General features: G+C 52.8%; 22 protein-coding genes and 2 pseudogenes. 11 read left to right on the plus strand and 13 right to left on the minus strand.

Features of this window, described 5'->3' with window-relative positions; translation table 11 throughout:
* Positions 1–10 precede the first annotated feature (10 nt).
* The gene (locus ACZ1G5_RS18755) at positions 11–4516 is read right to left on the minus strand and encodes an RHS repeat-associated core domain-containing protein (protein WP_472734439.1); all 4506 of its coding nucleotides are present in this window, start codon (positions 4514–4516) and stop codon (positions 11–13) included.
* A gap of 837 nt (positions 4517–5353) precedes the next feature.
* Positions 5354–6153, minus strand: a pseudogene (locus ACZ1G5_RS18760) (IS3 family transposase); the annotation flags it as partial.
* A 227-nt stretch (positions 6154–6380) separates the two neighbouring features.
* Here ACZ1G5_RS18760 and repA point away from each other — a divergent pair.
* From repA to ACZ1G5_RS18780, 4 genes are all read left to right on the plus strand, one after another.
* Positions 6381–7565, plus strand: coding sequence for a plasmid partitioning protein RepA (gene repA, locus ACZ1G5_RS18765; RefSeq protein WP_472734414.1), 1185 nt, complete (start codon positions 6381–6383; stop codon positions 7563–7565).
* Positions 7565–8533: a plasmid partitioning protein RepB gene (gene repB / locus ACZ1G5_RS18770; RefSeq protein ID WP_472734415.1), complete on the plus strand. Its 969-nt coding sequence runs from the start codon at positions 7565–7567 to the stop codon at positions 8531–8533. Before repA ends, repB begins: the two co-directional genes overlap by 1 nt.
* Before the next feature lie 225 nt (positions 8534–8758).
* Positions 8759–10084 carry a plasmid replication protein RepC gene (repC, locus tag ACZ1G5_RS18775; RefSeq protein WP_472734440.1) on the plus strand — a complete coding sequence of 442 codons (1326 nt, stop codon included), beginning with the start codon at positions 8759–8761 and terminating at the stop codon, positions 10082–10084.
* A gap of 100 nt (positions 10085–10184) precedes the next feature.
* The gene (locus tag ACZ1G5_RS18780; protein ID WP_472734416.1) at positions 10185–11288 is read left to right on the plus strand and encodes a Fic family protein; all 1104 of its coding nucleotides are present in this window, start codon (positions 10185–10187) and stop codon (positions 11286–11288) included.
* A 447-nt stretch (positions 11289–11735) separates the two neighbouring features.
* On the opposite strand, the gene ACZ1G5_RS18785 is transcribed toward ACZ1G5_RS18780, so the two are convergent.
* Positions 11736–12278: a hypothetical protein gene (locus tag ACZ1G5_RS18785; RefSeq protein WP_472734417.1), complete on the minus strand. Its 543-nt coding sequence runs from the start codon at positions 12276–12278 to the stop codon at positions 11736–11738.
* A gap of 164 nt (positions 12279–12442) precedes the next feature.
* Positions 12443–13027, minus strand: coding sequence for a DUF4453 domain-containing protein (locus ACZ1G5_RS18790; RefSeq protein WP_472734418.1), 585 nt, complete (start codon positions 13025–13027; stop codon positions 12443–12445).
* Between the two features lie 378 nt (positions 13028–13405).
* On the opposite strand from ACZ1G5_RS18790, the gene ACZ1G5_RS18795 reads away from it, so the two are divergent.
* Together ACZ1G5_RS18795 and ACZ1G5_RS18800 are read left to right on the plus strand one after the other, a co-directional pair.
* Complete coding sequence (locus tag ACZ1G5_RS18795; protein WP_472734419.1) at positions 13406–13717, plus strand: hypothetical protein; 312 nt, start codon at positions 13406–13408, stop codon at positions 13715–13717.
* Between the two features lie 60 nt (positions 13718–13777).
* Positions 13778–14218, plus strand: coding sequence for a hypothetical protein (locus tag ACZ1G5_RS18800; protein ID WP_472734420.1), 441 nt, complete (start codon positions 13778–13780; stop codon positions 14216–14218).
* Positions 14219–14351: 133 nt separating this feature from the next.
* Here ACZ1G5_RS18800 and ACZ1G5_RS18805 read toward each other — a convergent pair whose 3' ends face one another.
* The 6 genes from ACZ1G5_RS18805 to ACZ1G5_RS18830 all read right to left on the minus strand — a co-directional run bounded on the left by ACZ1G5_RS18805 (position 14352) and on the right by ACZ1G5_RS18830 (position 19421).
* On the minus strand, positions 14352–15416 hold the full coding sequence (locus ACZ1G5_RS18805; RefSeq protein ID WP_472734421.1) for a Hint domain-containing protein: 1065 nt from the start codon (positions 15414–15416) through the stop codon (positions 14352–14354).
* Positions 15417–15796: 380 nt separating this feature from the next.
* A complete protein-coding gene (locus ACZ1G5_RS18810) occupies positions 15797–16537 on the minus strand; it encodes a hypothetical protein (protein ID WP_472734422.1) in 741 nt (246 codons plus the stop codon).
* Positions 16534–17214: a glycosyltransferase family 2 protein gene (locus tag ACZ1G5_RS18815; protein WP_472734423.1), complete on the minus strand. Its 681-nt coding sequence runs from the start codon at positions 17212–17214 to the stop codon at positions 16534–16536. Before ACZ1G5_RS18815 ends, ACZ1G5_RS18810 begins: the two co-directional genes overlap by 4 nt.
* The gene (locus ACZ1G5_RS18820; RefSeq protein ID WP_472734424.1) at positions 17204–17980 is read right to left on the minus strand and encodes a glycosyltransferase family 2 protein; all 777 of its coding nucleotides are present in this window, start codon (positions 17978–17980) and stop codon (positions 17204–17206) included. The genes ACZ1G5_RS18815 and ACZ1G5_RS18820 overlap by 11 nt, the downstream gene beginning before the upstream one ends.
* Positions 17977–18999, minus strand: a complete 1023-nt coding sequence (locus ACZ1G5_RS18825) for a hypothetical protein (protein WP_472734425.1) — start codon at positions 18997–18999, stop codon at positions 17977–17979. Before ACZ1G5_RS18825 ends, ACZ1G5_RS18820 begins: the two co-directional genes overlap by 4 nt.
* A gap of 2 nt (positions 19000–19001) precedes the next feature.
* Positions 19002–19421, minus strand: a complete 420-nt coding sequence (locus ACZ1G5_RS18830) for a hypothetical protein (protein WP_472734426.1) — start codon at positions 19419–19421, stop codon at positions 19002–19004.
* Positions 19422–19458: 37 nt separating this feature from the next.
* Between ACZ1G5_RS18830 and ACZ1G5_RS18835 the strand changes: the two genes are divergently transcribed.
* Positions 19459–20592 carry a nucleotidyltransferase family protein gene (locus ACZ1G5_RS18835; RefSeq protein ID WP_472734427.1) on the plus strand — a complete coding sequence of 378 codons (1134 nt, stop codon included), beginning with the start codon at positions 19459–19461 and terminating at the stop codon, positions 20590–20592.
* On the opposite strand, the gene ACZ1G5_RS18840 is transcribed toward ACZ1G5_RS18835, so the two are convergent.
* Together ACZ1G5_RS18840 and ACZ1G5_RS18845 are read right to left on the minus strand one after the other, a co-directional pair.
* Complete coding sequence (locus ACZ1G5_RS18840; protein WP_472734428.1) at positions 20579–21547, minus strand: glycosyltransferase family 2 protein; 969 nt, start codon at positions 21545–21547, stop codon at positions 20579–20581. The two genes, ACZ1G5_RS18835 and ACZ1G5_RS18840, sit on opposite strands and share 14 nt — an antisense overlap.
* Positions 21544–21765 (minus strand): hypothetical protein, encoded by a 222-nt coding sequence (locus tag ACZ1G5_RS18845; protein ID WP_472734429.1) that lies wholly within the window; start codon positions 21763–21765, stop codon positions 21544–21546. Before ACZ1G5_RS18845 ends, ACZ1G5_RS18840 begins: the two co-directional genes overlap by 4 nt.
* 508 nt (positions 21766–22273) lie before the next feature.
* On the opposite strand from ACZ1G5_RS18845, the pseudogene ACZ1G5_RS18850 reads away from it, so the two are divergent.
* Positions 22274–22732, plus strand: a pseudogene (locus ACZ1G5_RS18850) (IS30 family transposase); the annotation flags it as partial.
* A gap of 293 nt (positions 22733–23025) precedes the next feature.
* On the opposite strand, the gene ACZ1G5_RS18855 reads toward ACZ1G5_RS18850, so the two are convergent.
* Positions 23026–23850 (minus strand): LytTR family DNA-binding domain-containing protein, encoded by an 825-nt coding sequence (locus ACZ1G5_RS18855; RefSeq protein WP_472734430.1) that lies wholly within the window; start codon positions 23848–23850, stop codon positions 23026–23028.
* Positions 23851–23940: 90 nt separating this feature from the next.
* Here ACZ1G5_RS18855 and ACZ1G5_RS18860 point away from each other — a divergent pair, with 90 nt between their 5' ends.
* The 3 genes from ACZ1G5_RS18860 to ACZ1G5_RS18870 all read left to right on the plus strand — a co-directional run.
* On the plus strand, positions 23941–24390 hold the full coding sequence (locus tag ACZ1G5_RS18860) for a hypothetical protein (protein ID WP_472734431.1): 450 nt from the start codon (positions 23941–23943) through the stop codon (positions 24388–24390).
* Positions 24391–24448: 58 nt separating this feature from the next.
* Positions 24449–25045 (plus strand): OmpA family protein, encoded by a 597-nt coding sequence (locus ACZ1G5_RS18865; protein ID WP_472734432.1) that lies wholly within the window; start codon positions 24449–24451, stop codon positions 25043–25045.
* A gap of 93 nt (positions 25046–25138) precedes the next feature.
* Positions 25139–25358, plus strand: a 220-nt coding sequence (locus tag ACZ1G5_RS18870; RefSeq protein WP_472734433.1) for a hypothetical protein, incomplete at its 3' end; no start/stop codon positions are given.

The raw sequence follows: 25358 nt of genomic DNA on the forward strand, positions 1-25358 counted from the left end.
TTGGAGTTAATTACGGGACCACGTATTCGTACCCACCAATATCCTCTAGGCGATTACGAAGCCTAGTGGGCCATCGGGTAGGCTGTAGATCCCCAAATGGACCGACTCCTGACAGCACGTTCGAAACAGCGCTTGCGCAACCTAGCAAAGCGCCTCCGCCGAAACGTTCGATACGTTCGCGAATCATCTGTTCCTGTGCCGGAGTTGTCGGAAAGACAAAAGCCTGCGTTCGGAAGTCAGCTGGATTTGAAAATTGATAACTGAAAAACGCTCGATCCGTTTGCCTATTTCTAAAGTAACTATCTCCAGATCCTTGCCAATAAGGGCCGTTGCCATCATCTTCGAATTGACAACTACAGCTACCACTTGGATCGTAAATCATGTCGGGCAATACAATGCTTGCGTGACCAAATCCTAGTCCTCTCGGCGTCGAAATGAGAACTGTGGTTTCTTCCCCTCTCGGATCGATATACCGTCCTGGGTTCTGCAGCGCATAACCATAGACGGACGCCCCATCCACGAGCCCCAGCGGGTCCGCCTGCATGTACCGTCCTGTTGTCGGATCATAGTCCCGCATCCAGTTCTGGTGCAGCCCGGTCTCGGTCTGGAACCATTGTCCGGGCAAGCGGAGTTCGGGGTTTGGTCCTGATGATGCCTGCACGCCGCCGAAGGGCAGATAGCTCGCCTCCCAGACCGTGGTGCCCGCGCCGTCCGTCGCCAACACAGGCCGCCCGATGTGATCCGTCCGCACGTAGTAGAGCGTGCCGTTCTCGTAGACCCCAACCACCTGCCTATTCGCCCAGATGTATTCACGGATCAGGCTGCTGGTGCCCGCACTCTCATCATAGAGATACTCCGCAATCCGGTTGCCTGCGCCATCGTGGACGGAATGGATCGTCTGGCCCGCCTGCGTCAGCCTGCGGATGACCTGCTGGCCGAGGGCGTTGTATTCATACTCCGCCTGGATGACCCCGTTGATCGCAAAGGAGGACATGCGGTTCGCGGCATCGTAGTTATAGCCATAACCCGGCCCGTTGCGGTTGTCGAAGGTGACATTGCCTGCGGCATCGTAAGTGAGTTCGCGCAACCCACCCGCACTAAAGGCGATGTTGTCCAAACGGTTGCTGTCCAGCGGGTAGCTGTAAACATCCGTGGTGGTGGCCCCACCGGCATAAGACATCTGCTGGGTGCGGTTGCCGACACCATCATAAAGCCAATCCAGCTCACCCCATCCGCCATCCGCGGACGAGAGGAACTCGCGCGGGGAATAAGCAAAGCTTTGGGTCTGCGCCGGGGCGAGGTTGTCCGTCACCCCCGCCAGATTGTCGCGCGTGGTCCAGCTGTAGGTCTCATCGCGCAAGGCCAGGCCGCTGCGCATGTCCACCAGCCCGGTCAGCCGGTAAGAGCTGTCGTAGGATGCCGTATGGGTGCCGCCATCGCCATATTGCGCCGCGGTCATCGGGCCCATGGGCAGATAGGCCATGCTGCCGATCACATTCACAGCAGTTCCAAGCGTGCCGTTCACCGGATCATAGGCCTGCCACTGCACATCCGTCAGGTCGCCATCGCTGTCGTAGCTGAGCAGGACCTGCGATCCGCTGGGATAACCAACCTGGGTGGTCTGCCCTACCCCGTCAGTGTCATAGGTCACGCTGTAGCTGACACCGTCGATCTGCCGCAGGTCCTGATAGAAGGTGCCGCGTGCGGAGTCATTGCTGTAGCTGCTTTGCCCGGTTTGATCCGTCACCGTGGCCAGCGTGCCGATGTTATGCGGGATCGCCGGGTCATTGTGATAGGTGAAGGTCTGATCCAGCGTTGCGTCCGAGGGGAAGGTCTTTGATAGCAGCCGCCCCCCGTTGTCATAACTGTAGTTTGTTGCGACCCCTCGCCCGTCCGTCATGGACGTCACCAGCCCACGCCTGTTGTAGGTGTAGGTCATGGTCCCGCGATCCGCACTTGTCTCGTTCACCAACTCCCCAAAGCCGTTATAGGCGAAGGTGGTCGCGATCCCGCGTGGGTCGATGAAGCTGGTCATCTGATCGCTCTCATCGTGATCCATCTGGGTGGTGAAACTCGCTCGGTCCACCAGATCCGTCATCCGGTTCAGTGGGTCATAGGACAGCGTCGTGGTTAGGCTGGTCGCGTCGGTGACTGCGGCCAGATTGTCTTCGACATCGTGGCTGAAGCTAGTGGCTTGCCCGTTGGACCCAAGGCTTTGCAGGGTCCGTCCCAGCTCATCATATTGCGTTTCCGCCAGATAGCGGGTGACCGCTGCTGCATCCGCATATTCTGTGCGGGTGACGTTGCCCATGGCATCATGATCAAAGCTGATCGTTTCGCCTGACGGAGCGGTGATCGCAACCAGGCGTTTGGCCTCGTCATAGGTGTAACCCCATGTGCGCCCCAGCGCATCGGTGGACGATGTCATCTGCCCGATGATGTCATAGGTGTAGGTCGTAATGTCATTTACGCCGTTTGGTTCGAACGTGGATTGGGTCAGCTGTCCTTCAAGGTCATACTCTAGTGCCCACTCAAACCCCTGATGATCACGGATCAGCGTCGGCTGCCCGGTGACACCATAGGCCAACACCTCTTGCGTCAGCCCGTTGGGGTCCGTCGCCGTCAGAAGCTGACCGCGCGCGTTGTAGGTGTAGGTTGTGACGTCATTCACGCCGTCAGCTATCAGGCCCGGACCATCAAGCGAAGTGAGCACCTTCAGACCGGAGGCTAAGGCGGTGTAGGTATATGTCCACGTGCGAATGTCGCCAAAGTTCGGGTTCCCTACAAGCACGTCTTGCTGCGTGTAGGAGGTCAACAAACCATCCATATCGTAAGTGAAGGTCTCGGACAGCTCAGACGTCACGCGCGTCAATGGCTTGCGCAGATCACCCATCGGCCATGTGTAAGTTGTGACCCGTGGAGCCACACCGTCAGCATCCTCGGTGCGCGTCAGGATCCGACCGATGCTATCGCGGGTCATTGCTGTCCGCGCGCCATTTCTTTCGATCCGTTCGATAACGCGTCCGCTAGCATTGTAGGACAAGGTCGTGTCCGACGGGAGGCAGTTGGCCGTAGAAATCCCTTCCACGCCAACAATCCGATCCTGGCCTGCAATCTCCTCAAAGGAATAGACCGTCTCTTTGCCCAATGGGTTGGTCGCCGTGATCGAGAAGCCATTCGGTGTATCAACAGGCATGCCAACGTTGTACGTATCTACAGCACCGAAATGGCCGGTTGTGATAGCGCGAGGCTTAGATGTGCTAGACGCACTATCGTACTCAAACGCAGCGTAGTTGAACATTTTTTGGCCTGCTGGAACATAGCTAAACGCATGAATTTCGGAAACATGAAGCCACTGATTGCTATGCTGGACGGAGACGTACCGCGCACCTTGCAGGCCGCTCAGGTCAAACGAATGTACACTTGCTCGAGCAGCTCCCGTTATCGGATTAGATCGGTATAACTCATTGCGCAAAGCGTCATAGACAACGGCAACCGCGCCATTCAACCTTCTGGCGTCACCTCCACTGCGGTTGCGATTAGTGACCGAAACTTTCGCAAGCGCAAAATCTGCGCCAAGATCGATTTCAATGAATTCGCTCGGTCCGTTGAGTGTATGCGGAAATGTGCCAATCGAACCGTCAATGACAGTTTCTGGCGGGCCACCCCAACCAGACAGTCGCGAACTAACGGATGCGCCAACCGGTTCAATCACCTTTTCCGATGCGCTAGCCCACCTTAGGCGACCATCTGAAATATTGACAAGAAGATCACCACCGACAGAGCCCACGATATTGTCATAGGCGAACGCCTTGTCTGCCATAGTCAGACTCGCACTCAGGTCTGTGACAGTGGTGGAGGTCATCAGCAGTCGGTTGGTAAATAGGCCAGCGGTTTGATAACCCAGATCGATCGAGACATCCGCAGATATCGCAACACCATCGTAGTCAGTATCAATGTTAATCTCAGAGACGACGGGCACAGTAGCGCTGGGATTTAGTGTCTCATCCCAGATGAATTCGGCATATTGTCCGCGATTGTCAGCAACAGAGGAAACGCGATTGTTGCCATCGCGGTTTATGGTGATCAAGTAACCATCCGGCCACCGCATTTCCGAAAGCAACGATAAGTCCGAGTTTACATCAAGATAGAGATCTTCTCGACCCGACCCATGGCTTAGAACGTGACGCCCGCCTTCCGCTGCCACCGACGGGGTGAGCGTGTAATTGTGGTCACCACTGACGGGTGTTGCACCTGAGCCCGTAAAATGCAGGATCGTCCCATCAGCAAGGTGAACCACACGCGTGTTTGATCCATACACCTCGATGCGCTGCGACCATTTGGAAAACCAGTTTTGGCCCCATCCGTCGGTTGACATATTGACGCTTGTAAAACCATCGGTGCGGTAGAAACGTCTAAATTCGAATCTGGGATCAAGAGAAGACACCCAGTCTGTGACTGTCTCGCTCTTTTGTCCGGACGTCAGATATATCGGGTTTCCGACGCCGCACTCCATGCGATCTTCGGGTGGAGTACATGCCCCGAGCCTAAAGTTAGACGCAATGTGCACGTCCGGATCCAAATCGCAGTATTCATCACCGGCAACACTGAAGGTTCCAGACGGAATCACATTCCTATATCCGTCGTGAGCCGCATGGCAGATGTATTCAGTGCCGGTACGAACACCTTGGGCCGAATAATTTTCAAAAATCTCTATTGCAGTTATACGAGTGTTTTGAGCGGACGGCGGGTCATACACCTTTGCATTAATCAGACATTGAGTAGGAATGTCGGCTGCATGGAAGCTTGAAATTGTGCTTCTCGAGAAGAACGTCTCTTCACCTTCGTTGTGATGTGAAGACGCCTGAGTCGCGATGGAAAAAGCAAAGAGGGAAGAAACAACGATAAGTTGCTTATGGAAGCTTTGTTGAGTGAGGCAAGAAAACTGTTTGCTAACGGTCTGACAAATACCCACCGAAAAAGCTCCATTAAATTTAATGCCCTAAGCATCAAATACGCTGATCAGAAAATGCGCTTAGGTGTCTTCAATAACTACGATTTTGAAACCACATGAGGCAATCTATTGCAACCCTGAAATGTGTAGCTCACCAATCGTCAAGTCAAGTGTTGGCGAATACGGCACTCGATCTGCATCATCTTGTTGCGGTAACTGATACCGGTACCGCAGCAACTAATAGGAAAGGCGCGGTAACCGCGCCTTTGTCATGCAACTCAATGTGCCACGATCTTATCCTTCAAGCACCGGGACAATCTGGAATGTGATGGCTGCATTGGCAGCCAGCTGCCCCACCATCATCACCGCAATCCACATGATCAGCTTGCGGATAGTTTCCTAGACGCCTGCCTCGTTCATTTTCTTCTGTTCTTTTTCATAGTCAATCGGTGACAGCATGCCGTTGTTGGTGTGCTTGCGTGTTGGGTTGTAGAACATCTCAATGTAATCGAACACATCCTGCCTTGCAGCATTGCGCGTCAGGTACGTCCGCCGCCTGATCCGTTCTCGTTTCAAGAGCTGGAAGAAGCTTTCTGCCACGGCGTTGTCATGACAATTCCCACGGCGGCTCATGCTGGCATCTAGGTTGTGTTTGCTGAGAAACGATTGCCAATCCTTTCCGGTGAATTGTGACCCTTGATCTGAGTGGATCAGGACTCTGTGCTCTGGTTTGCGCCGCCAAACAGCACTCAGCAACGCTTGCAGTGCCAGGCCTGATGTCATGCGTGACTGCATCGACCATCCGACCACACGTCTTGAGAATAGATCAATCACAACGGCTAGATATGACCAGCCCTCATGCGTCTTGATGTACGTGATGTCTGTCACCCAAACCGTATCGGGCGCATCAACTTCGAATTGGCGATCTAATGTGTTGTCCGCGACAACCGATGGCTTGCCACCATAACGACCAAGGCGGCGTCTGTAACCGATCTGTGCTGTGATGCCCGCTAGACTGGCCAAACGTGCAACGCGGTTCTCAGAACAGGTCTCGCCAGCATCGCGTAGGTCGTCTGTCAGCTTCCGATATCCATAGACCTTACCGCTGTCGGTCCATGCTTGGCGGATCAGTTCCGTCTGCCGTGCATCTTCGAGCGCACGCTGGCTTAAAGGTCTTTAACCCATGCGTAGAACCTTGACGTTTAGAGTTTTTGCTGCGGGTTGACCCCTGCCTTTCTGCGCGGGTTCACGTGTTTGAGGGACTCTGTTAACACCTGTTAACTCGTGGGGGCATGTCCTACATCTTGCGCATTACTCTCCGAAACGAGCCAGCTGTAGATATTCTTCTTGACTTGGCATGGTGAATCGCATCCTAACTGGTGCCAAGTTGCGCAAATAAGCAACATTGAGCGGGAAAAGAGCAACCATGTTTCAGACAGCACCGATAGCGGCGGCGTCTCAATCCGAAGTCACCGATCAAATGGCGGCGCGGTTAAAGACGGCTTTGACCACACATCTAGAGCAAGTCTATGCACCAGATCAACGCAAGTCTTTGCGTCTGTTCAGTGCGACCGAAACGGCCGAGCTGTTGGGTGTGTCGGGGCAGTTCTTAAGGAAATGCCACAGCGACGGGTCTTTGGCTGAACCTGCGGTCAACAAAGGCGGGCGCAGGTCCTATTCTGGCGATGAAATCTGGGCGATGCGGCAAGCGTTAGAGGCTGGATCGCGCAGCCCAGGCAAATATGTGCCCGGTCGCCGTGAAGGTGACAAGCTACAGGTCATCCAACTGATGAATTTCAAAGGTGGATCAGCCAAATCGACGGCGACCATCCACCTGTGTCACTACCTTGCTTTGAATGGCTACCGTGTTCTGGCAGTGGATCTGGACCCTCAGGGCAGCCTGACAGGGTTTTGTGGTCTGCAGACCGAATTGGAATTTGATGGGCCGACCATCTATGACGCACTGCGTTACGAAGACCCCCTGCCCTTGTCAGATGTTATTGTTGATACGTATTTCCCCGGCCTTGATCTGGCCCCTGCCCGCCTGATCCTGAGCGAGTTTGAGACGGAAACGGCCGTGAATGCGGGGCGTGGTGCCGCGTTTTTCGAACGCCTGTCAAATGCACTCGCCCCTGTTGAAGCCAACTATGACATCGTCATCATCGACAGCCCCCCTGCCCTAGGCTTTTTGACGCTGACGGGTTTGTTTGCGGCGACGTCGGTGTTGGTGCCGATGACGCCCAGTATGCTGGACCTTGCATCGACTCAGCAGTTTATCGAAATGACCTCTGCCTATCTGGGTGTGATTGAGGACACGGGCGTGAGCATGGACCATGACTTTTTCAGTTTTCTGATCACGCGTGACGATCCCAGCGACATCCCGAGCCAGCAGATTGTATCGTTGATGCGGGCCTTGTTTCAGGAACGGATCATACCCTCGACCGCGCTGCGCAGTACTGCAATTGCGGATGCGTCGATGCTGAAAATGTCGATTTACGAAGTCGCCCGCGCAGACATGACTCGCAGCACGTATGACCGCGCACGGTCCAGTATGGATTCAGTAGGATCTGATATTGCAAACTTGGTGCAGCAAGCATGGGGGCGTAGCTGATGGCACTGAACAAGAACAAGACCGGGATTATGGCCGCGATTTCTGCCGCGACTGACGGCAAGGCACCGATTGGGCAAAACCGTGCTCACAGGTCGTTGCCAAAAGGCACTGTGGGATCTGTGCGCGCCGGATTGGGTGGCATTCAAGAGATTGATACCGCGTTGATCCTGCCTTGGGGTCCGCAGGACCGGCTGGAGTTAACAGCTGTTAACAGTGCCGAAGAAGATGTGTTGGACCTTGTGGAAAGCATCAAGCAAAGCGGCCAACAAGTGCCTGTTTTGTTGCGGCCTGCAGGCAACCATGACGGCAAGTTCGAGGTTGTTTATGGGCGACGCCGTATTCTGGCATGCCAACAACTTGACGTACCTGTCAAAGCGCTGATCCGCACCCTGGACGACAGTGAAGCCTTGATCGCTAAAGGGCTTGAAAATGCCAGCCGTCAGGACCTGAGCTTTTATGAACGCGCACGCTTTGCGCAGGCCATTCTGGATCAGGGGCATTCGCGCGAACATGCGCAGCAGGCTTTGTCGATCAGCAAGAATACTTTGTCCCAATTGGAACGTGTCGCGCGGTTGATTCCGGACCGCGTAGGTGAGGCAATCGGTCCGGCACATGGGGCAGGGCGCCCGAAGTGGATGACCCTTGCGGCGGCATTTGAAAGTGGCGCGCTGACAAACACGGACGCGATGAAGGTGTTGCATGGGATACCAGATGGCGCGGGTTCCGATGCGCGGTTGCACGCGGTTCTGGCCAGTTTGGGCAAACGCGGGGCCAAAGAAACACGTCCTGCTCAACGCGAGCCTGTGGATGGCGCGGTGGTGAAATCGACAAAGTCATCCGTCACCGTGACCGTCAAGCGGGCAGGGGAAACGACAGCATTTGCAGATTGGTTTGATGAAAACATCGACCGTCTGATCACAGAATCCTATCGATCATTTCAAAACGGGTCGGAGGGTAAGGGCAGTTAACACCTGTTAACGGCTTCATTGAGGACATGAGCAGACAAGGAGGATAACGCAAAAGAAACCCTCGAAACCGGAGTTCCGAGGGCTGCAACGCCCGGATGATATCCAAGGCGCAGATTGTCTTCGCACTTCAATCTTAGCAGTCCGCGAGATCACCGCACAACAAAAAACGCCTTTGGGCGAACGGGTATCTGCGGCGTTCTAACAAATATGGATGAATTTATGGAAATGCCCCACGGGGCAACTGGGCCTTATGGGTTCCGGACCGATCTTGCTGTGCCAAACGGATGGCGGCGGGTTTCACCTGCGTTGTTGCAGGCCGATGTCTTGGCGGACAAAGGTGCCAGTCTTGCCGTTGAAAAGGGCAGGGCCTTTGTCGCGGTCAAACGCGTTGGCGCTCATATCGGTCTGAAGGCGGGTGATATGATGCTGTTGGACACGCTAGGGGCCTTTACGCAGTCCCAAGACTGGGAAGAGGGCGCACGGCCCATCGTCTGGGCCTCAAACGCCTATCTGATGGAACAGACGGGGTTTTCGCTCTCTGCGCTGAAACGTCATGCGCGCCGCTTGGCCGAAGCAGGCGTTATTGCATTCAAGGACAGCCCCAATGGCAAGCGCTGGGGTCATAGGGACGCTGAGGGTGTCATTGTAGAGGCTTACGGCTTTGATTTGTCGCCATTGTCGGCCCGTGCCGAAGAGTTTGAGCAGCTACACGCCCTGTTGCAGGCCGAGCGCGCGCTGTGTCAGCGCCTCAAGCGTCAGATCACGGTGTCACGCCGTATGATCCGCGCACGCATCGAGGGGGCGCTGAGCGGGGCTCTCAGCGGCCCTTGGAGGCAGTTCATGGGACTGTTCGACGACCTTCTGGACCGTCTGCCGCGCCAAAACACGGCCTCTGAGCACCTGATGACCCTTTTGGGATGGTTCAAAGAGCTGCAGGACCGCGTTGAAGCGGCCTTTCTCAAAGCATCTCAGCCTGATGAGGTTGTGGACAACACTTCTGAAAACACCAGGGACGATCCGTTTATAGATAAAGAAGTGAACCCCAGCGGGGTCAATTCTGACCCTCATATACTAATTACAAAACAACCCTTTCCTGTAACCTGTAATTCCTCTGAAAAAGAGGACGCAGCGGCCGTCGTTCCAAATAATCAGCAGGAGAGCCAAGTTGATACGGAGCTCGAGAACTGGGTTGCTGACTTGCGCAAAAAGCGTGCTGCTCTTGATTTACCTGTGGTGATGCAAGCCTGTCCCGAATTTGCGTCATGGGCGCGCAATATGGGTGGATACCTCAAGGATTGGGGCGATCTGCACCGTGTGGCAGGGCAGTTGCGGCCGATGATCGGGATTTCTGAGCATGCGTGGAACGTGGCGCAGGAACAAATGGGCAAACAGGTGGCCACCGCAGCCTTGGTGCTTGTGTTCGAGAAACATGCAGCGGGCGAAGTTACTTCACCTGGTGGCTATTTGCGCGGTATGGTTCAAAAAGCCGGGGCAGGGGAGCTGCATCTGGAACGCAGTTTCTTTGGACGACTGAACGGAGTTGCTGCATGATGCGGAGAATAATTCACTTAATCACCGCTTTATGTGCGGAGATTAATATTGCCTCTGCGGAGAATAATATCTATTATCTCCGCAGATGGTGCAGAGATAAATGACTTACATACATGAATTGCCGGATTGGCCATACTTTACCTGGGATCAGGCTGCGCTCTCTGCGCAGCTTGCGGCTGTGCGCCACCGGCAAGGTAGGTTGCTCGGCCGGATGGAGGGGCTGGGCTTTGATCTGCGTAATGAGGCGATGCTGCAGACCCTGACCAGCGATGTAGTAAAAACCAGCGAGATTGAGGGCGAGACGCTCGACAAGAACCAAGTCCGATCCTCGATTGCGCGACGGTTAGGGATGGATATTGGCGGGCTGATTCCATCGGACAGGCACGTTGATGGCGTGGTTGAGATGATGCTGGATGCAACGCAAGGCTACGATCAGTCGCTTGATGCGGACCGCCTGTTTGGCTGGCATGCGGCGCTGTTCCCCACAGGGCGCAGTGGTATGACACGGATCACAGTTGGGGATTGGCGCAGCGCTGAGGTTGGACCGATGCAGGTAGTATCCGGCACGATTGGTCGTGAACGTATTCACTTTGAAGCGCCGTCTGCTGACAGGCTGCACTCTGAGATGGCGCAGTTTCTGGATTGGTTCGCAGACCAGCCAGAGATGGACCCAGTCTTTGCCGCCGCCATTGCGCATCTTTGGTTTGTGACGATCCACCCGTTTGAAGATGGCAATGGCCGTATCGCGCGTGCCATCGCAGATATGGCACTGGCGCGATCTGAAAACAGCCCGCAAAGATTCTACAGCATGTCGACCCAGATCCGACGGGAACGCAAAGCCTACTATGATATCCTTGAGACGACACAGAAAGCGGAACTGGATATCACCCGCTGGCTGATTTGGTTTCTGGAATGTCTAGACCGGGCTTTTGACGGGGCCGAGGACATTCTGGCGAATGTCTTTGCAAAGGCGCGGTTCTGGGAAATCCATGCGGGTGCTGATTTGAATGCGCGGCAACGCGATATCCTGAACCGGCTTTTGGATGGGTTTGAAGGCAAGCTGACATCTTCGAAGTATGCCAAGATCGAAAAGTGCTCTCAGGATACGGCCAACCGTGACATTAACGGACTGATCGAGATTGGCGCATTGCAGAAAGACGACGCGGGCGGGCGAAGCACAAGCTACTCGCTGGTCGTGGTGTAGGGTTTTCGTGACCAGTGAACTGACAAATAATCTTCTTTGAGTTGAATAAAATATTGATAATAACCAAATGAAGTATCGATGTTGGTTCACAGTACAATATGGGCCACGCTTAAGGGGTCTATTTTGTCTGAGCATGAATATTCTGTAGCTGGGGTCGATTCCGGCTGAGTGCAGAATAGGGCGCTAAGGATTTTCTCATTCAGGTTTGTGGGATAGCGATCCTTCGCTGCGTCGTGCACGAACTGGTAAGATGCGGGACAGAGCCGACATTGAGTTTTTGCACTTCGCTGACGCAGCAAGTTCTCGCATTTGCGGCACGCTCATCGTTGCAGCGCGGCGCAAGTCGTCATTCCGGTCATTCATAGGTGTCGATTTCGCCAGAACCGAGACTGCACTTTCGCTGCAGCGAAACCAATGACCGCTCCCGAGAACGTACCGCCGAAAAACTCACCCAAAGAAGTTGACTGTTGAAACATTACATTGCTCTGAAAGTTTCATGTAGGCTGCAGTAAACCCCTGCATAGACGCGATATAGTAATAAGGTTCACCGTCAAACGTGAAGGCGAGTTCACTACTCCTGTGCATTGCTTGCAACAGCTGCTGGCTATCGCTTTGATTTGGGCTGGCATGTGCCCAAAATAATCCTCCATCAACACCGCCCATGACCGTTGCTTCGACAGTATGGCCATCGTCAGGAACAAATAGCACGTTTTGTCCTGGCTGAAGCACTGTTTCATATCCGCGATGTGCACTTTCTTTCAGGATTGGCGTCGGGTAGCCGGCTGGAGGAGTGTTTTCATCTTCCGATATCGCTATCTCGAGCAAAGGAAAACCGTCGCTCCCAGTAAAGGCAGTGCACAATACTATCTCCCCGTTGTCTGACGCATTGCGTTCTACCGAAACGCGCCAATCCATAAAGGTCCAGTATTGAGGCTCAGCCCATGCTGACGTGACTGTTGTCAGAGTTAGAAATACTGTGAGTTTAAGCATGAATGTTGGTCCATATTCGATCGAGCGCCGCAGTAGCCGGCACCTTGATTTCTTGCATACAGCAAGTTTGTCAAAAAAGCTGCCGTTCATCTTGTGAATGTAAGATGGAACAATGGGCTCGACATCTGACAGTTTTGATCGGTTGACCGATGCCAAGAACAAACCTATCCAGAGATGGAATCACAATTCTCTGAAATGCCGTCCCTTGCTGCATCGGCCATCACGCTGCCTCGATACCATCCAAGCATTATCGGCTGATCATCAGATCCAGTTCGCCAAACGATTGTAAATTCCCAATCCTCCCAAGAGAGGTGAGAATTACTGACAGAAGCCCCCAATGGAATCTGGCCCAACACCTCGGCCGTCTCACTTGGTGCGGCATACAGATTTATAGGCGCACCACGATACCCAATACACACTGACGAACCACCATCAGTTGCGGGTTGAAATTTCAGCCGCCGCCGCAATTCGAGGTATCGCACGTCAGTCAGGCTGGTTTGGTTTGTATCTACATTGCACACACCGTCTGGAACGTAAGGCGCGCTCAACTCCAGCGCTTGTATCCGCGCGATCTGTTCCGCCACTTCGGGACTGACCTGCGGGGCCTGCGTGGTGCAGTCTGCATTATCAAACAAACTGCGACCCAATGGGGACGAAAAACAATACCCGGCATCATCCAACATCGCATTTCGCGAAAACCACAACTCCTCACAAGTTGGTTCAATATCGGCCAGCGCCAGAGTTGGCATGACTGCCGCTAGGCAGAGCAAGTAAAGAGGTTTCAAAAGATCACCTAATGCTAGAGTTTTACGCGAACTAAGTAAGCATAACGCAAAAATTCACTAATCCAAACCACGCTTCCTGTTCGATTTTATCCTTCGCACCAAGCTCTACCTGCGACCTGCCCCGAAGCCCCCTCATTTTCTTCGAGGGCTTGGTATCCGTATTTTTTCATCGTCAGTTTGGGCAAGCTTGTCGTGCACAGATAAATCTCTGCGCCCTTTGATTGAATTCTTCAATTATAGGTTGATAGCAGTAGGTGCAGATGCCTATATGGATACTGTAACGTCAAGTTTATAAAGAGTTTTAGGACTTGTTCGCAACAAAGGGGATCAAGGGACATGAGCATGATCGAACGTTTTGCAATTCTTGCCGGTCTGATCTGCAGCTTGGCAGCTTGTGAGGGTCGTTCTGGCGATAGCGACCAGATCACGGATGGTGGTCTGGATGGCGGCGCCCTCAAGGATGGGCTGGCAAATATCTGGGTGTCACCAGACGGGTGCCAATATTGGTACATCGATGATGGCATCGAAGGATATATGGCGCCGCGTCTGAACCAAGATGGCACCCCTGTTTGTCGCGGCCAGGAAACAAGCCGGGGCCCAATTCGAACGAAGGATGGAACGGTCATCCAGGTCGAACCTGAACCGCAGCTTTAATTCGACGATCGCAAGGCTTGCAGGGATTTAACGGTAACCAAGACGGGGTTTGAACATACGATGGATCAGTCACGGACCGGACTACGAGGAAACATGGTTGGGTATTCCCGCGTGCTGCCGTTACAGGATGTTCAAGTTGTCGACGGGTTGATGTTATGCTGTGAGTTGAGGCAGTCAGACTGCCTCCAACTCGGCGATACCTATGTGTTTCCGGCACCTGCACCAACCAGCTTTGCGCCGTTTGTTTTTGATGGTCAATCTTTTCGACTCATTGAAACAGCTGAACCACTCCTTTGCCCGATCGAACAGTTGTCGTTTATGAGCGATCATGCAGCGCTTGTCACAGCGTTCACTCTGTCGTCGATCAGCGCGGAGGCGCCAGATCCTTACTTCGGCTTGCCCCAGTTAATCGATCCAGTCAGGCGATACACCCTGATTGATCGACAGGTCTTTGAGAACCGATACAAGGCCAGCCAGCATTTCTTAGATCAACCAGTCTAGCAGAAGGGGGGCATCATTCCAGATAGGTTAGTTCTCCTCTATTCATTGTTTCGGCTGCCATCTTGACATTCACCCTCCTGATGATGGGTTGAATTTGTCGGTAATTGCGCTGCACTCTGATACCATACCGACTTCAAGCGGAAACCAGGGCTTTCGCATTTTTTTGGTGCCTTGCAACAAGCCTCTTTTGTTGCTTCCCCTTCGGTATCGCGCGCGCCGCCGTCTGAGTGTCTCGAGCATGTCGAAGTTCTGGAAACAGATAGAATAACTCGGTTTGTTGCTCGTCTGAAAGAGCCGCGATTGCCATGTCGCCACAATAAAAGCTTTCTGTTGGCGCTCCTTCAGCGATAATCACTTCATGCTGATCTAGCACGAGATGAAAATACTCCAAAGGGTGCGGACGTTCATCAATTTGGATTCCATTGATGCAGACTAGCTTCTTGGCCGCAATAAGCACCTCTTTGGTGTCGAACATACGTTTTGCAATGGGTGAAGACACCAACATCCGATGTTGCGGTGAGACCAGCAGGTCGCGACGCGGCATTTCTTGTCCCATTGCACCAGCTTTGATCCTAATGGGACGCATGTTCGGAGCTGCTTCTAACTGAGCGGCAGTCATCTTTCGTTTTAAGATCAACCTTATTGGCTGCAACCTACCATCACTCGTTAGGACTTTTTGACCGATTTCCAAATCTTCGACCGGTACTTGCCCTTGTTGAGTCTCAATATGCGTTCCATTGACAAAACAAGTAAACTGAGCGTAGGGACGCCCGCCGCCACCGACGTTCCCTTCACTGGTAAAGATGTACACCTGTCCAGGGACCATTGGGCTATTTGTAATAAACGCTGTCGTTGTATTGCCGCCAGTGTTGCCTGCGCCAATGGTGATCGAATACCCTTCGAAACCGCTGTCAGTTGTTATGACGTAATTCAGGATGATCGAAGATCCCGCAGTGTAGGTTATGCCGTCAATCACGACATCATTCGTCAACACTTGGCCAGTATTATTGACCTCCCCGAAGTTGTCATTGGGATCTGTCACAGTCACTTGCTGTGGGGCAGCACCCGCGTCTAGCTGTAGCTGAAATGGGGGAGAACCTGCCGCTTGCGCGCCACCCTCATTTGGCACCGCGTCATTGCCGCCCGAAGTGTCAAAGTCCGTTAGTTGGTATACATATTGCAGTACGAAGTCTGGCATCCAGTCCTCCTTCAGCCAATGGTTATATCAAGTATGCAGGTCGCAACTCTAGGTGTAAAGATACCGCCTATCCATAGGACGTTTTTAATGCAGACGCGACGGGCGGCGCCAAAACAACAGGGACAAACAGTGCGTCTTCATTGGCGGCCAAAACCAACTTGTCCTCGGTGGATTCACAAGCGCAAAGCTAAAATGTCACCCATCTGCAATTCAGGAATGTCACTCCCGCCCACAACGATAACAGGCAGAGAGATCGGGTAAGCCGATCCAGATATACCCGGGGTCACCCTGGGAGAACCCGACCGAAAGCGTCACTTGTTCGCAATCTGGTGAACGTCGGCTTTCACGTCGCGCCTTCAGATAGAACCAAATTATCTGGCCTAGGCAGCCGAGCGATAACGCTCCCTGAACTCTGCCATATTCACCGCAGTTTGAAGATCGCCGAATGGGGCGCCACTTTGGACGTCATGTAGCGCTTTCACGACTTGCCAACCGGGGAGCACAATATCGTTTGCAAAGACCGTCGCTGAAGATCGTTGGCCCCAAATGTCGGCTTCACTCAGTCCGCGTGACGTCAGACACGCATCCGATTGAAGACAGATATGTGCAAAACCTGGTCGGGACAGAACAAGCGGATCCGGTGCGAAGACGCAAGACACCATTGGTCCAGCCTGCCACCCACCGCCCCACAATCGTGTGGCGGCGAATGTCATACCCTCTTGGGGCACCATGATTTCGATCGTTTCCAGATCATTCAGCGCGGGGTTCCCCGCCGCATGCCACAGCAAGTTACCATGAAGAAAGAACGGCAGATGCATATCGCTGAGTTGCTTCGACAAGATCCCAAATTCGCGAAGCGATGACACAGCGCGCGCCCAAAGTTGGCGTTCGATCCTGCTCAACAATCGTTTGTGAGGTTTCAACGCAGGTCGCCCCCCGAGCCGGCGCGAGATACCCGCAAGCAATCTGTGATGGGAATAGTTGATAGCATCTTCATCGTTGTGATTGAGCCATGCAACTGCGGCATTCTCGGCAGTCAAGTCGTCGACATCAAAGACGGCTGTCCACAAGACCGGATCAAATCTAGGACGTTCCTGTTTGAACCGATGAAGCCGCTTCATTCTGCGCTTTCATCACGCTTGGCTTGACGCCGTCGCATGATTGCTTGGCGTGCGGCGGATAAATAGCCATCGGAAGGATTTTCTGTACGTCGCGTGAGGCTGTCTGGATGAAGTCTGCGGCGGGCCAGTACATCATCAGATTTTGCCAAATCGACACCGGCCTCTTTTGCATGGCCAAACCATGCAACCATCTCTCCGATCTTGTTTGGCATATCAACAAATGGACCAACCCGATCAAAGGTGGTGCGTTTGAGAACCATTGTGGTTCTGCTCCATCCGGCATGCTGCTCATCCACTGTTAGCGCTGAGTCAGGATCGTCATGAAATGCCTCCAACCGTCCAAAGTGCGCTGTCTGCTTTTGTTCATCCGCGAGCCGCTCCAGCTGGTGCGCCATCTTGTGCGGCAACCAAAGATCGTCGGCATCAATGAATGCCAATACCGGCGCAGCGCTGTTGGAGATCGCCGTCATACAGGCAGCACCAGGCCCTGCATTCTCTTGCGAGAACACGTCGCCCTGAGGCAACAGCTGCTTTAACACCGCAAGCGTGTGGTCAGTCGACCCATCATCCACGGCGATAATGCGTTGTGCCGCTACGCTCTGCCCTTGGATGGATTGTATCGCTTCGACAATAAAATTTGCGGCGTTAAAGCACGGAATGATGACGTCATATTTCATTCAACGCTCTCCGTTCGCTGTCATAGGCTGCCCGCAAACGGTCCATCTCAAATATGCCATCGACCCGGCTTCTGGCAGCATCCTTACGGCATCGTCTGGCATGTTGCAGCAATGCTTGCATCACTCCACGCGTGAGCGCGTCAATGTCGGATGTTGCCGTATCTGCTTCGGTGCGGCGATATAGGACGGAAACATCGTTCAATAGATGGTAGCGATCAGAGACCTCGAAAAACCGTAGTAAGAAGTCCAAGTCCTCTGCATGTGTCATACGCGTTTCGAAGTCACCGATCGACCTCAGTATATCTGCACGGAAGGTTGCCGTTGTGACGCTCACGCCCCTGAGACACACACCGCTTCCAATTGCGACATCTGCCAAACGTCCTGTCACCTCGCTAACGAGTTGGAGGCGGCCATAGATCAATTCGAGATCAGGGTTGTCTCGTAACAGCGTTGTGTCGCGTGCGATGCGCCCGGGCGCCATCGCATCATCTGCATCCAAAAACGTAACAAAGTCTGTATCGCCGGGTGTCAGCGACATCAGGCGGTTACGTGTCCGCGAAACGCCAATGTTTTCATGCGCGACCACCTGAAGTCTTTCATATGTACGCTCAAGCCCAGCAAGAATCGCGGCGGTCTCGTCTGTTGACCCATCGTTTGCGACAATGACTTTGGTCTGAGCGTCCATGTCTTGATCAAAGACGGATGCAATAGCCTCTTCAATAAACCGCGCAGCGTTATAGGCGGGAATGAGGACAACTAAACTCATGCGGACAACGCGTCCATAAACTCAACAAGCATCGCGTTGTTACGTTCAAGGTCAGGTGAAAGCGTCACGTCCAAAACGGGAATCCCGGCAAAAAGTTGGCCAATCACCTTGAGCAGCTTGTTAGATCTGGCAGGAACCTGGATTTCGGTGGAACGGTATAGATCAGAGAATACCGACCGTTTGTTTGCAGGCTCGATACTTGGCGCATCGCCAAGTCTGACCCGTGCAACACAGGAAACCAGTAACCGACCAGCCATGGCGCCGGGCCGTAGGTCATCAATGTCAAAACACCGTTTTGCGTTCCAGTTCAGAGGGCCATCCACAACATGCGCAGCGGCCTTGCCAAGACGCGCCAAACCTTCGGTCGATTGCTTTGCCAGCCTGCTGCAAGGATGAGCCGAAAACGTACCTTCGGGGCCACACGCCACAAGCACGTAATCGTCGCCAACCGTCTGCAGGCCAAAGGTCGTGGCGGCAAGGGCCGCCAGTGACTTACCGCTGCCGGACACACCGCACAACAGCATGCCTGCGCTGCTGGTTCCAATCGCAGCGGCATGCAGCAGCGAAGCGCCATAGGCCTCGTTCGACCAAGCTAAGAAGTTGGTTAAAGGGGCAGTGCTTTCCCAAATGGGCAGGTCTTTCTCTTGCGCAAGAAATCGCACACCGCGTCGCCGGGCTGGATCATAGATCTCCAATATCCCATGTTCATCGCTGTAAAAGCCGCACAGTCCCACACGCTCTAACCGACGCACCCGATTGAGAAAGAAATCGTCAATCCAGTTGTCGATACCTAATTCTGAGGCATGGCCATAGTGCTGCGCCACGATCACATCAGGTTCTGCTTCACCGGGTGCGTATGCCACTGATGCCCATTCGGTCAGCGACTTTTGCGCATCTGCCACCCCTATAGAAAGACGGCCCATCTTAAATGAGCTGAAAGAGGTATAGTCAGCCGCGTCGATCAATCTGTCGATTTGCCCGCGCAATCCCAGCTCAGGCTCGCTTAGCAAGGCGTTCATTTTTAAGTAGCGACAGGCGTTTGGGGCATAGGCTTACCGTCGGTATCGAATTCATGGACTGGATCGGCCAATATATAAGCTGCCAAATCGTCATACCCATCCACGACGAATTCTTGTTCCACGGAAAAACTACCGACTTCATCATCCGTCGGTTCTCGGCCACGTTCACCGGTCGGTGAGAGTGCCTCACATGATTGCAGCTTTTCAAATGTTGCCGTAACGCCAATAGCAAAATCTTGTTTCTGCTTTCGAAGAGCTGTGAGCAACGCGTCAAAATCGACTTGCGCGAATAGCAAATCCAACAAGCGCGCGGCATTGTCTGCGCATTCAAAGTATAACCCGGTGGCTTGATTCAATAGGATATAATCGTCATCGAATTTCTCAACAATGTAGTGCTCGCTGTTTAACGCATATGCCGCCATACTATCCTCACAACTATAAGTTTTTGGATGGTGCAACGTGACTCCCAGCCTGTCAAATATCAAAAGTCGTTTTGCAGATGGTATTTTACCCACCGGACGCCTACGACATCTTGTACGACTGGCTACAGGGCTTTCAACTGATCCAGCCGACTGGAACCGCTATATAGACGCACTTGGCTATGGGTTTCCCAACGAAGGTGAGTTCAGGCTTTTCCCATTGGTGCAATCCAATCTTGGAACTGGTTTTGAGGGTGGCCGCGCAGCTTGGTTTGTTAACCAAAACCAAAAGTCTCAGCAGGCAGCTTCGCGCAATGCGCTGGCGCAACAAGACGTACAAACGGAGCTCAATGATCATGGAATACGGGCGCGATGGACAAAAGGCACGGCGCTTGCAGACGAATATTACGACAAGCGAGAAGATCGTCCATCAGGGGATATTGATCTGATTATCCATTTTGACGATGTCTTTGCCCTGACGTCGGCAATGATTGACACAGGCTGGGAGAAGAAGCCCGGGCCAAAGCGGGCAGATCAGCACACAAAGTTTTCGGGTCATGGGATCACGCTGGAACGCCGAGATGGTGCAGAGGTCGATATAGTTTGGTCGCCGCGTTTGTCATTTGCATATGATCCATGGGTTGCCGAATGGTTGTTCTCAGCTGGAGCAGACATCACAAATGCAAACCCAACATGGTTGCTGATCGAAGCGATTGACCACGGCCTGTCTGCAAACCGTGTTTGGCCCATCCGCTGGGTTGTCGACGCTCTAAAGCTGCTTGAGCATCCAAACCAAATTGAGTGGGATGTACTTTTGCAAATTGCGGAACGGTATCAATTGCAGACGATACTGTTGGCAGGGCTCGAAACCATCAATGAGCTTTCTGGCACCATCCCTGCGCAATTGATCAAGGAGCTAAACGATCTACCGGCCAACAGATTGCACGGAGATGAATTGATGGCGCGGGGGACTTTGGACAACCCGTTTGATAACTTTGTTGTTTCACGGCGCTACAATTTAGTCATCCGTGCACCCATAAAGCACTATCGTTTGTATCCGCAGGCACCGTTTGACCGCATTGCCGGACAATCTGGACGGTTGCGAATAGCACTGGCGGCAAGAAACCTCGCATCAAGAACACGATACCCGCTTGGGGCGCCTAGTCTGGTGTGACGGTGGCACCGTAGGCTTTGGGAAAAATGCCAAGTGTAAATTGCACTGCCGCAACGATGCGCGCATATCTCCTTAGGGCACGTCCAATCATGCGTTTGCCTTGCTTGATATTGAAAGGCACCAATGCGCAGCCACCTATCAAACCCAAGGTGCCCCAGATAATATTGCCGTATGTGATTGACAAAAGTTCGGCTGCGTTGCGTACAGCACTGCCATACCCAAAGTCGCTATGATGCAGGCTATTAACCCTTAACGCCGAAAGAAGATTGCGGCGCGTTCGGTCAAGTCGATAAACCAAAGTCGACCGGGCCCCAAGACGTTCTTCGCTGACGATGGCGGAGGGCACCCAGACAGGATTAAAGCCATGACGCCTCTGTGCCCGTAGAAAGAATTCCAAATCCTCCCCGCCGGTTTCATTGAAGCTGCTATGAAATCGCAGACCAGCGCCAGTTTTTTGACAGTATACTGACGCCCGGATCGCAAAGTTTTGCGTCGTCATGACCTCTGGAACACTTCCCGGAGGCAGCTTCATGAACTGGTCTGGTGCTAGAAATCTGCTGAGCTCATCATCGTAGACATAGTTGCATGGGCCAAAAAACATATCGGCGTCCGTATGATCAGAAATCGCCAAGATCAATTGACTAAGCCAGTCGGGTGAGACCCACTCATCATCGTCTAAGCCGACAAACCAGTCGCAGTCTTTCTTCTGGACTTCATCAAACAGTCGATTTCGCGCCTGCGTCAAGCCAAGTTCAGAATGCAAATGCAGTTCTGGATTAAAAGGAAATTGATCGCTGATGTCAGAAAGCGCTGATCGTTTTTCATTTTCGACGATAACAACACGCGGATACAAGTCCGCCTGATCAAAGGCTGTTTGTAAGGAATCTATTAGTCTCAATAAAGCTTTGAGTCTGCCCCGCGTGCAGATTCCAATAACAATACTTGAAGACTTCAATAATCGTAGCTGCTGCCAGAACCTGAACTGCTGGATGCCGCAACCGCAACCAAAACGCCAACGATCACCAAGGGAATAACCCAGTTCGGCACAGAGCTCGTGCTGTCGACAGCTTGCACCGCCTCAGGAGTAGCCTCCACGATCGTATCAGAAAGTCCCCCGGCAAATGCAGCGCTCGCTGCAAACATTGACGATACAGTGATCAAAAAACGCGACATTTATTCACCTTAATTAACTGATTGCCTCGTTTAATCATTTACCGGGCAACACAGTCAACTAAAAATTGTGCCGCCTCAATTTTGCTACGCCATGCGATCAAAGCCGCCAACAAAACCTAAGCACTTTTTAGGTGTCTCGAGGTCTGTGCGGGCGTGGCTCAAGTCGCCGATGACACCCAATGCGCTCCTAGTACCAAAATCCGTCAAAACTAGCCGTTGGTTCAAAAATGGAGAAGGTCGGCTTCGTCCCGCAGACTGTGAGTTCGCTTGTGCTGAGATTTTGCAATCGCAGCGAATGGCTGGTTCGACGGGCCGCACCGCAGCATCTGATACCGTCAACGGACGGCGGCTATGGGCCGGACTAACTTAGAAATAAGGGGTTTTTAGGTCAGTATTGCTTACTTATTTAACATAAAACGCATTATGCGTGAAGAACATGTGTAGCGGTGGATTCACAAACGAAGTGCAAATTCTGTATCAAAACAGAATGTTGCATGGAGGATATTGAATGGGAACCCACTACTCTCACCTGAGCTTAGAAGAACGACGTAAGATCGCAAAGTGGCGTGAAGCCAAAATGTCCATGTCTGAGATTGCGGATCGTCTGAGCCGCGATGTCTCAACGATCTACCGAGACGTTCGACGCAACCACTATGATGACCGGGAACTGCCACAGCTCAACGGTTACTACGCTTTGAACGCTCAGGACATGTATGAGCGCCGTCGTGCAGTTCATCGTAAAATGATCGTCCATCCAGAACTGAAGGCAGCCATTGAGGATCGGCTCAAGGCCGGCTGGTCGCCAGAACAGATCGCGGGGCGGATGCGTCTTGAACGCCACCCGATCCGCGTTAGCCACGAGACGATCTATCGGTTCGCCTATTCCAAAGACGGTCGCGATGAGCAGTTCTATCGCCACCTGCCTGAACATCGCCGTCGCCGCAGGCCACGAGGTTACCGCAGGCACATACTTGGGGGCGCAGCAGCTGTAGTGGTGCTGCACATGCGAATGATTGCTGCGCTAGCGAAGGTGGAAAAATGAATGACGGTTTTGTCCCGCCCTGCCGTCATTCGAGTGCCTTGCAGCTAAGGTCCGGGGCGAGCCCGACTCGGCCATTCGCACAACCCAAAGCATAGATATGGCCGTCAGGGATCAAGTCGCGGACAAAACCGCCTTTCGACAATAGCGCCTGAAGGTCTGTTTCCTTCATTTGGATACGAAAGGCTCATCATGACCACGGCGACACCACTAATAATTTCTTACTGCGCCAAATCTGCAGATATTCGTTCAACCATCTTTAGGTAAGTTCCACCGATAGGCAGGCTCTGGTCGTCGCCAAGATCGACTTGAAATGAGCGGCCTGACTGTTTGATGCCCCGCAGGGATGCATATGCAACCCAGTGTGAACGGTGTACTCGCATGCCCGGATAGTTTTGAAGCTTCGATGCTAGCTCATTCATGGACGAATATACCGTCATTTCAGTGTCTTCGAGCACCACACGGGCATAGTGGTCCTGCATGGTTACCCAACGAATACGTGAGCCGATCAGTTCAGGATAATCATCAAAAAAGGCGATGCGCCCATAGTCAATGTCGGCTGCATCACCTAGCTCGTGGGTTGCTGACGATCGGAACATGAAGCGGAAATATGAGACTGTAGACCCGATCACAAACAGGCCCAGCAACAAATGTGGCACGCGGCCTGCGTCAAATGGACCGCGGCTGACATACTCTACGGCAAGTACCAACCAGAACGAACAGGCGATGCTTGTCAGCACCCCAAGAACGAAGCGTTGGAAGCGCGAAAATCTGTGCGAGAGTTTGACGCTATGCAAAAACTTGGGGACGGCCAGCTCAAACACAGGTCCGCAAGATCCCAACATTGCAGCCCAGTAGAACAGGCGCTCGATCAAAATGAAACGCGTGTAAGTCCCGAACGGCCCGATCAGCGTCAAAAGGCATAGAACGGGAAGGCTTGTTACTGCGACATACCAAAGAGTTGTATGCTTAGAGAAGTGGGAGCCAAATTTGATCAAAGGTCTACCTGCCAAAACTAGCTGCAAATTCGCGAAATTTTTCTGCATTTTGGCGAAAAACCTTGTGAGCACAAGTTGTTAGTCCAAAGCGAGCTTACTACGCTTAGAAGCGCTGCGGAAAAACAGGGATTTCTAACAATGAAAATAACAGCACTTCTATTTGCCATGTTCTTGTCAACGCCAGCCATCGCGCAGGATTACATCGATAGTCAGCTCGGGCAAAGCGGTACTGAGATACACGTCCAAAAGATCCAAATTCGTAACGATCTCTTGACGATTGTTCTCGCGATTGAGAACACAACTGACGATGTTATTGAGTTTAAAGGTGGCGAGGTTGACGACATATATTTCACAACAAATGACAAAAAATATCCCGTGCTCGAAGACTCGAATGGTGACGCCATTGGTGCGCCGATCAATAATGGCGGCGGCGGCGGGTGGTTTTTGTACACCGACTATGATGACCTCGAACCTAACAGTGTGACGCCGAGCTGGTTCAAGTTTGAAGCCCCTGAAGACTCAGATTGGCCAATCGAACTGGTGCTGCCTGGCGTGATCCCATTCGTGTTGGAAAAACCGGAGAGCTAGAGAGATGGGCTCAGTTCTTTGTTCGCCCGCAACGCTTTGCAGCCTCACCATGATTTTCATGAGTATGTCTGCGGCACGCGCCGAAGGCTATGATCCGAACGATCCCTTCAATCCGAAGTGGGAAGAAGATGTCGCTGCGTTTGAAAGCTTTGCAATCAGCGGAGAACCTCTCGCTTTGCTCTCAAATGGGAATGCTCTCGTCAGCAAGGCCCAAACATTCGAAGGTGCAACCGATATCGTGGGTGACCCCAGTGGTTTCGGTTTTACCGTTGATCTATCCGGCGATTACTTGTTCGATTTCGATGACTCTAACTTGAAACCCGATGCGCGGGCCGCGCTAGAAGATGTGATGCAATTGTATCTCGAATACGACGGCACAGACATTATGATCGAAGGGCATACTGACGCCAAAGGGTCTAACACTTACAATCAAAGACTGTCTGAAGACCGCGCAAATGCTGTCAGGGATTGGTTTATCGCACAAGAAATCGATCAATCCCTGTTGCGCTCGAGGGGGCTAGGAGAAACCAGCCCGGTTGCCCCAAATACGACCAACGGTCAGGATAACCCGGACGGGCGAGCGCTGAACAGACGGGTCGAAATCACGGTGACAACGCTCAAGAAAATCAACCACCTCCCCATTGTTAGAAACTGAACCGAACGATTGAGGCAACTTAAGACGAGCAAGGCTAGCTTGACTGTCTCGGGACGATTTTTTGATCAAAGACGATACAGATAGGATCTGATCATGCAGATGAAACGAAAGCTGCTTCTTGGAATGTGTATTCTGGGATTCGGAGCATCCGCAACCGTGGCCGACGAAGTCGGCAACCTGCGGGCATCTTCGTTTTTTGGTAAGGTCGAAGCTGGCCGAACGGTGGTGGGAACACTCAGCTATGACGATAGCGGACTGATAACTGAACATACTTCTCGGATAGATGGCGAAAGACCGTTCCAGTTGGTTCGGA

Source organism: Yoonia sp. JB2-21 (assembly GCF_055693545.1).

Coding starts and splice junctions, on each gene's coding strand:
- ACZ1G5_RS18755 (WP_472734439.1), bottom strand. CDS start 4,516: ATGGAGTGCGGCGTCGGAAACCCGATATATCTGACGTCCGGACAAAAG.
- repA (WP_472734414.1), top strand. CDS start 6,381: ATGTTTCAGACAGCACCGATAGCGGCGGCGTCTCAATCCGAAGTCACC.
- repB (WP_472734415.1), top strand. CDS start 7,565: ATGGCACTGAACAAGAACAAGACCGGGATTATGGCCGCGATTTCTGCC.
- repC (WP_472734440.1), top strand. CDS start 8,759: ATGCCCCACGGGGCAACTGGGCCTTATGGGTTCCGGACCGATCTTGCT.
- ACZ1G5_RS18780 (WP_472734416.1), top strand. CDS start 10,185: ATGACTTACATACATGAATTGCCGGATTGGCCATACTTTACCTGGGAT.
- ACZ1G5_RS18785 (WP_472734417.1), bottom strand. CDS start 12,278: ATGCTTAAACTCACAGTATTTCTAACTCTGACAACAGTCACGTCAGCA.
- ACZ1G5_RS18790 (WP_472734418.1), bottom strand. CDS start 13,027: ATGCCAACTCTGGCGCTGGCCGATATTGAACCAACTTGTGAGGAGTTG.
- ACZ1G5_RS18795 (WP_472734419.1), top strand. CDS start 13,406: ATGATCGAACGTTTTGCAATTCTTGCCGGTCTGATCTGCAGCTTGGCA.
- ACZ1G5_RS18800 (WP_472734420.1), top strand. CDS start 13,778: ATGGATCAGTCACGGACCGGACTACGAGGAAACATGGTTGGGTATTCC.
- ACZ1G5_RS18805 (WP_472734421.1), bottom strand. CDS start 15,416: ATGCCAGACTTCGTACTGCAATATGTATACCAACTAACGGACTTTGAC.
- ACZ1G5_RS18810 (WP_472734422.1), bottom strand. CDS start 16,537: ATGAAGCGGCTTCATCGGTTCAAACAGGAACGTCCTAGATTTGATCCG.
- ACZ1G5_RS18815 (WP_472734423.1), bottom strand. CDS start 17,214: ATGAAATATGACGTCATCATTCCGTGCTTTAACGCCGCAAATTTTATT.
- ACZ1G5_RS18820 (WP_472734424.1), bottom strand. CDS start 17,980: ATGAGTTTAGTTGTCCTCATTCCCGCCTATAACGCTGCGCGGTTTATT.
- ACZ1G5_RS18825 (WP_472734425.1), bottom strand. CDS start 18,999: ATGAACGCCTTGCTAAGCGAGCCTGAGCTGGGATTGCGCGGGCAAATC.
- ACZ1G5_RS18830 (WP_472734426.1), bottom strand. CDS start 19,421: ATGGCGGCATATGCGTTAAACAGCGAGCACTACATTGTTGAGAAATTC.
- ACZ1G5_RS18845 (WP_472734429.1), bottom strand. CDS start 21,765: ATGTCGCGTTTTTTGATCACTGTATCGTCAATGTTTGCAGCGAGCGCT.
- ACZ1G5_RS18855 (WP_472734430.1), bottom strand. CDS start 23,850: ATGCAGAAAAATTTCGCGAATTTGCAGCTAGTTTTGGCAGGTAGACCT.
- ACZ1G5_RS18860 (WP_472734431.1), top strand. CDS start 23,941: ATGAAAATAACAGCACTTCTATTTGCCATGTTCTTGTCAACGCCAGCC.
- ACZ1G5_RS18865 (WP_472734432.1), top strand. CDS start 24,449: ATGAGTATGTCTGCGGCACGCGCCGAAGGCTATGATCCGAACGATCCC.